Source organism: Hydrogenophaga sp. A37, from assembly GCF_002001205.1.
Classification (GTDB): domain Bacteria; phylum Pseudomonadota; class Gammaproteobacteria; order Burkholderiales; family Burkholderiaceae_C; genus Hydrogenophaga.
Map to the genome: position 1 here is coordinate 1 of NZ_MUNZ01000027.1, position 6084 is coordinate 6084.

At 58.5% G+C, this 6084-nt stretch carries 7 protein-coding genes and 1 pseudogene; all 8 read right to left on the minus strand.

Annotation, left to right across the window (positions count from 1 at the left end; genetic code table 11):
• Positions 1–151 precede the first annotated feature (151 nt).
• Entirely contained in the window at positions 152–496 is a 345-nt protein-coding gene (locus B0E41_RS26960; RefSeq protein ID WP_171984615.1) for a hypothetical protein, read from the minus strand.
• Between the two features lie 191 nt (positions 497–687).
• On the minus strand, positions 688–1050 hold the full coding sequence (locus B0E41_RS26370; RefSeq protein ID WP_143433586.1) for a hypothetical protein: 363 nt from the start codon (positions 1048–1050) through the stop codon (positions 688–690).
• A gap of 376 nt (positions 1051–1426) precedes the next feature.
• Positions 1427–2053, minus strand: a complete 627-nt coding sequence (locus tag B0E41_RS00280; protein WP_143433587.1) for a T6SS immunity protein Tdi1 domain-containing protein — start codon at positions 2051–2053, stop codon at positions 1427–1429.
• A 76-nt stretch (positions 2054–2129) separates the two neighbouring features.
• A complete protein-coding gene (locus B0E41_RS26375) occupies positions 2130–2546 on the minus strand; it encodes a hypothetical protein (RefSeq protein ID WP_143433588.1) in 417 nt (138 codons plus the stop codon).
• Between the two features lie 175 nt (positions 2547–2721).
• Positions 2722–4248: an IS1182 family transposase gene (locus B0E41_RS00285; RefSeq protein ID WP_077327447.1), complete on the minus strand. Its 1527-nt coding sequence runs from the start codon at positions 4246–4248 to the stop codon at positions 2722–2724.
• A 652-nt stretch (positions 4249–4900) separates the two neighbouring features.
• Positions 4901–5470, minus strand: coding sequence for a transposase (locus tag B0E41_RS00295; RefSeq protein ID WP_077327453.1), 570 nt, complete (start codon positions 5468–5470; stop codon positions 4901–4903).
• 82 nt (positions 5471–5552) lie between these two features.
• On the minus strand, positions 5553–5888 hold the full coding sequence (locus B0E41_RS00300; RefSeq protein WP_077327456.1) for an SMI1/KNR4 family protein: 336 nt from the start codon (positions 5886–5888) through the stop codon (positions 5553–5555).
• A gap of 38 nt (positions 5889–5926) precedes the next feature.
• Positions 5927–6084, minus strand: a pseudogene (locus B0E41_RS00305) (IS5/IS1182 family transposase); the annotation flags it as partial.

Genomic DNA, 6084 nt, shown 5'->3' on the forward strand with positions numbered 1-6084 from the left:
AATGCGGCCAAGGGGTCGCCAACAGGAGTGAAATTAGCCCGAAAACACCTCTTGATCAGCAAAAATTGCCGCCATTTGAAATTGCGAGCATCAGCCCACGCAGATCCGGGTGTTGTGCAGACCATCCTTAGCCATCAGTGTCGCTGCACTGTCAAGAGTGTGCATGCCACTCACCGCAAGTTGGCTCATAAGACAGGTACGGAACATGACTTCCGTTCTCCGGTGTGAGAAGCACGGGCCGGCCAATGGCTCGTGCCATGCCTTCGACGAAGGAAAGAACCGCATCGTGCGCGTCGGCGTTTTGAACCTCTCTAGGATCGACATCCAACTCGATTTCAGACGCCATGAAAAAATGGCAGTTGGCAGTTGCGCCACCAAGATCTATGCGGAGCAGATGGCTACCATCACGATTGACCAGTAACTGGCTCACTTCAGGCAGAACGCCGGTCTCGCCATCGAATGAATAACTGCACGGGTAGCCCGCCGCGAAGGCCATGAATGCTCGCCATCCAGCCAAGTCGGAATGAAGAACGTATATGTCCCGGAAGGAACCTTCAACCTCCCAAAGGTCGGAAACCTCACGGTACGCAGGTCTGTTCATTTGACGGCTAACGTAAAAATGACCGGACCACCAACATGAGCGGCGAAGCCGCAGCCTGCTGTTGTGGGTCCGCGTCGATTGACAAGTTATGCCTCAATCCAGCTCCAGTAGCCAATTGGTAGATCAAGCTTGCCGGGAGAGATTGGTTGGGTCTCAAAGAGCCGTCCGTCACGAACAATGTTCACGTTCAGGGCTAGTTCTGCCATACACCCGTCACCTGCAGGCAGAGGCCAAAAGCCTTCAAGCAGATCCGTGACATTGTGAAGAGCTTCATCCACCGCTCGCACGACTGCGGCTCGTGTCTCTTCGCTCGAATCAGCCGGAGCTGTGGCGATCGCCTTGTTTCTGCAATGCTCAACGAGATACTGGCCAAAGAGATTGGCCGCATCCTCCGCGCGTCCGGCATTGTCCGCGCGCCATTGCTCGTAAGAGAGAAAAGCAGATTTCATCGCGCACTCTCCGTTGAGGCATAACGTTTGAATTCAACGGCTGCCGTAGGCAGTCCGCTGGAATGATGGGTTGGGCGCATGCTCTGGGCAAAGAACTCTTCCACTGCCGTCTACCGCCCAGCCCTTTCCTTCCGCTTCTGTCGCAGCGCGAACCGACCATGGTTCGATGTCAGTAGCTGCCGATAGACGTTCACTCGGCTCAAAATTTGCCGCACACTGATCTTCTTGGCAGAACGCTAATAGATAGAGGTAGAACTCGTCGGCAAGAACGGAATGCGGCATCGCTACGCCCAACGTTGGAGCTGCCGTGCGCGCCACGCTAGCCGCGTAGCGGCCTTCTGCTGTGGCGTGTCCCTGCCGAGCGACTTGTTATCTGTCATTTGCGCAAGCTTACGTCTTCAACGACAGTTCCAAGAGGTAGCCCGCGGACTTTTCGTATGAGCTGTTCGGCGATACCCCAGTACAGGTGGAGGTCCGTGAGCTCAAGATTTTCTACCGTGTCGCTGCCGCCCAGGAAGAGTGGCTTGCGATATGCGACGCACTCGTTTAAAGCAGGAGGCGTGCCGCCGGCCCTGAGCCAAGCCTCCAGGAAGCTCGCGGCCAATGACTCTTCGCGATACTCAATTAGTTCGGACTCATGGAATGATTCCGCTGTGCAAGGTATTTCTAGGGCTTCACCTGTGCCAGGCTCGAGCAAAGTGACTGCCGGGGATCCCGTGACAGTGCGACCAAGATCGAGGGCAAACAGCCGGCCCAGCCAATCGATCCCAAATGGGAGCAAGCGGTCGCGAAACGAGGGAAACGCACCCTCGGCGATTCGAACCCAATCCTCAATGTCTTCTGGGCGAATCAACCGGTACATGCCACCGTTAAACGAGGTCCCGCCCCATTTCGCCAGCAGCGGACCAAGGTACGGCTCGGAAACCTCGGAAGCGGTGACGGATGCAGAAGCGATCGCATCGGGCGTGAACGCTGCTTCGAACGCCGACGATGTTCTGCTCATGACAGATAACGTTGAAAATCACCGGACGCAGGCAAGCGCAGCTTGCCGGAGGTCCGGTGGATTGGAATGTTAGGTGTCATTCTGGCCCCGCTTCTGTGATCGCCTTGTTTAGCCGAGCAGCAAAGTCGCGAGCTTCTTCTTCTCCCAATTCAACTGGATCTCCAAAGGCGCTGACACAAAGAATGTGAACGGCACCGCTCTCCTCCCACACGTCCGCGCGTTCATACGCAGCTTCTATGTGAGCTGCATTGAACGCTAGGTAGTTTTCAACTTCGGTTTCGGTTGGCGCCCATTCGTTCCCTCGGGCTTCTTGCAGCTTGACGAGACCAAGAAGTAGCAGCGGGTCTTCGGCTACGAGTGTTTGAGTGCCATTCTCAGCTTTGCAAAGGCGACCGTTGTTCATTAGCGTGACGACGTACCCAAGCTGACGCAACGTTGCGAGGGCAGCGGGAAGGACATTTCCTGCGGATGCAATGGTGAGGTGCTCGCTCATGACTGCTAACGAGGCTGTGCAAAAACCCCAAGTCCAGCCGCAGACTGGCGCATGGGTTCAGTTTTCTGGATTGCCATGGTGTTGGTCTCTCCTGATGTCGCTCTCGGTTGATTGACCCCTCTGATGGGACCTCTGGCGCTCATTCTGGCACCGAACAAGCCCCGTATCCCACCCGCTATTTCTTCAGGTCGCACCCGGCCAGTTTCTCGATGTTGTGCACCAGGCAATACAGCCTCCACTGCGTGCCCACCTTCTTGCTCCCGCGCAGCGTGAACCGGTTCAACCGCTTGTTGTGCCGGATGTTGCCAAACACCGGCTCGACGGTGCCGATGCGCTGGCTGTAGCGCCTTCTTCCCTCGGGACTGTCGATGCGCTGCTTCATCGTTTCGAGTACCTCGTTCGCACTGGACTGGCCTTTGGCAAAGATCGCCACCTGCCTCACCACCGTGCGCTCAGGGTGGCGCAAGCACAGGTGCCTGTGATCGCACGGGCCGCAGCCGCTTTGGCTGCCGGTGTATTTGTGGCAGCTTCGGCCGTTGATGGTGCAGGCGCTGCCGTTGCTGTTGAGCTTGCGGCCAGCCGGGCAGATGCAGTGGCTTTGGTCCTCGCTCACCCGGAAGTCCTCGGGCCGGTAAAGCCCGATCTTCTGCGCTGATCCCATGGGCTTCTTCTCGTACAGCGGATCAGGCTTGGCCTTGTGTTTTGCCTGACCTTCATAGCGCTCGTCGCGCTGCCTCATCTGGTTGTCTGCAATCAGCGCATCGATGTGTTGCTCGGCCAGCGCCTGCAGGTTCTCCGTGCTGTGGTAGCCCGCATCGGCGGTGATCAAGGTGTCTGGGTCTCTCACGGCTTCACTGGCCTTGACCATGGGCAGCAGCATGGCCTGCTCCGAACCTGAGCCGGTGATATCGGCCGCCACGATGATCTGGTTTTGGCTGTCCACTGCGGCCTGCGCCGCATAGCCCTGGATCACGCCTTTGCCGGTGGCCATCTTGGCGCTCTCGGGGTCGGTGACGTTGGTCTTGAGTTCCTGGCCTTTGCGGTTGCGCCGCGGAGCGTTGCGGGCGATGAAGTCGCGCGTGGCCTGGGCCTCTTTGTGCAGGGCGTTGATGCGGGCCTGACGCTGTTCGTCCGTGCCCGGCTCATCACCGCTGGCGTCTTGTCGCTGGTGGGCTTCAATGATCTTGCGCGCGGCCTTGTCCAGACGCTCTGCCCGGTGCGCCAGCTCGGCATGGGTGCCGCTGCGCTCTTTGCTGGCGTTGGCCGGCAGCTTCACGCCGTCGATGGCAAACATCTGCCGCCCGATCAGGCCCAGGCGGTCGCAGGTCAGCAGCACCTGGGTGAACAAGGCCTGGATGTCGTCGCCGAGCTCGCGCACGAACTTGGCAATGTGGGTGTAGCTCGGTTGGCTGTCGCCACTGATGGCGATGAATTGCACGTTGTGCAGGCAGGCCGCTTCGATGCGTCGGCTGCTGGTCAAACCGCGGCTGTAGGCCAGCAAAACGATCTTGAGCATGACGCGTGGGTCGTAGGCGCTGGCGCCGGTCTCGTCGTTGCGAAAGCGCGCATCCAGGGCGCTGAGATCGAGTTCGTTGTCGATCAGGTGATCGAGCGCAAATTCAAAGCTACCAGGTTGAATCTGCTCGCTCAGCACCACGGGTAAGAGCCTGGGATTGCGGTCGATCAGTTTGTATCTCGCCATGTCCTGCTCTCCTGCTTTGAGCGTTTGGACATGGACTTCCGCGGTGGCTATTCGTTCCTGCTCAGCGGGGTTTTTGCACAGCCTCAACGTTCAAATTCAGCGGACGGCAAAGCCATCCGCTGCAATGCAGGGTTAGATCTTTTCAAGCAATGCATTGAGGACCTTTGTGATTGTGGCGTGCCCGACAAGCCGCGATCCCTCTTGCACGCGGACCACTCGCCCCTCCCACATGCAACCGGGGTATTGTTCCGGCGATAAGAACCAGATCTGTGCTTTGGCGGACTCGCCGGGAGCAACTGACTCTTTGTCGAGGTATTCGTGATGCCCGGATGTCAGAAGGTTTTGGGCGACGAGGTGGTTTGGACGATATCCGGATCGAACCGAGCGCTCCTTGCCACCTTCCGAGGTTGGCAGGAATTCAACGAGGGCCTCTACGTCCGGGGGACGGTGGAAGTGCGACATGACCAAGATCTAACGAGGCTGTGCAAAAACTCCAAGTCCAGCCGCAGACTGGCGCATGGGTTCGGTTTTCTGGATCGCCATGGTGTGGGTCCCTCCTGAAGTCGTTTGCGGTTGATCGACCCGTCCAATCGGGTTCCTGATCAGCCTGTAGCGCTCATTCTGGCACCGAACAAGACCCGTATCCCACCCGCTATTTCTTCAGGTCGCACCCGGCCAGTTTCTCGATGTTGTGCACCAGGCAATACAGCCTCCACTGCGTGCCCACCTTCTTGCTCCCGCGCAGCGTGAATCGGTTCAACCGCTTGTTGTGCCGGATGTTGCCAAACACCGGCTCCACCGTGCCGATGCGCTGGCTGTAGCGCCTTCTTCCCTCCGGACTGTCGATGCGTTGCTTCATCGCCTGGAGCACGTCGTTGGGACTGCTCTGATTTTTCTTGAAGATCGCCACCTGCCGCACCGCCGTGCGCTGCGGGTGGCGCAGACACTGGCTTCTCTGCTCGCACGGCCCACAACCTGCCTTGCTGCCGGTGTACTTGTGACACGGACGCCCGTTGACCGTGCAGGCGCTGCCGTTGCTGTGGAGCTTCTGGCCCGCCGGGCAGATGCAGTGGCTTGCGTCCTCGGCCACCAGGAAGTCCTCGGGCCGGTACAGCCGCACACGCTGTTGCTGGTCCTGGCCCGTGGGCTTCTTCTCGTACAACGGATCGGGCTTGGCCTTGTGTATTTCCTGACCTTCATAGCGCTCGTCGCGCTGTCTCATCTGGTTGTCTGAAGAACGGTTTTGGGGAGACTGGGGGAATGACCGCAGCGGGCCAAAGCGGCTGTGCGCCTCACTGAAGCGGTCACTTACCGGACGCACTATCGTGCCGAAAACCTCGCGCAAATTCAGGGAAGTCGCTCGCTACGTGGATCGCAGCTTCTGGCGCCATCCCAATCATCGGAAGCATGACCACGGCGCCGGTGTCGTCAAAGGCAAAGACCTCTCCGCCACCATTCCCAGCAAATGCCACGAAGCCAGGAGCATAGACGGGGATTTCAATCTCAGCGTTGGCAGAAGCCACTTCATCATCACCCCAAAGTACGACGTAGTGTTCCTCACCGGCTGCGACGGCGAAGCCCTCAAATAGTCCATTCGAATTGATGAAGTCGCGGTAGACGGACGGCAGTTGAATGGTCATCGGAAACGACTCCTTGTGGCCGAATGAACTAGGGCCTGTTAACACATTCTCAATCCATCGGCGACGAGCGCGAAGCTGATGAAGCCCAGGAACATGAGATCGAGTTTCTCGAAGCGCGAGAAGATCCGGCGATAGCCTTTGAGCCGACGGAACAAGCGCTCGACCTCATTGCGACGCTTGTACATCTCGCGGTCGT